This is a genomic window from Staphylococcus pseudoxylosus (assembly GCF_003697915.1).
Lineage (GTDB): Bacteria > Bacillota > Bacilli > Staphylococcales > Staphylococcaceae > Staphylococcus > Staphylococcus pseudoxylosus.
This window is the reverse complement of sequence record NZ_RCVN01000065.1, coordinates 1-402: the sequence shown is the minus strand read 5'-3', so window position 1 is coordinate 402 and position 402 is coordinate 1. Positions and strand designations below refer to the sequence as shown.

The 402-nt window shown below is 26.6% G+C and carries 1 protein-coding gene; it reads right to left on the bottom strand.

Going from position 1 to position 402, the window contains the following annotated elements; translation table 11 throughout:
- Positions 1-60: 60 nt before the first annotated feature.
- On the bottom strand, positions 61-402 hold a 342-nt coding region (locus D9V42_RS14815), incomplete at its 5' end, for a hypothetical protein (RefSeq protein ID WP_208639099.1).

The window sequence follows — 402 nt, the reverse complement described above, 5'->3', positions numbered from 1 at the left end:
GTTTTGTTGTATAACTCATCTATTTTCTCCGTTTATTTTATATTTATCAAATCTTAGATATTATTTGAACCAAGATAAATCAATTTCATTAGCTAAATCAGCAATTTCTTTCAAGGCTTCTTCGTCTGTCATGCTTTTTAAATCACATTCTTTAAGTTTGCGTTCGATTTCATTAGCTGTTACAATCGCTTCTTCTAATGATTGAGTTCTAATAATATTTTTAGAAACTTGTTCTTGTTTAAGACGAAGTTTTTCTATTTCATCCGTTGTTTTGGGTTGTTCGTTATTTAATTTTTCTCTTATAGCGTCATCTTTTTTGCCATAAGTTTTTCTATAAATGATTTTTTCATATTCATCAGATGCCATTTTATTTGTTTTTGTGTTAAAGTTTTTCATATTAGA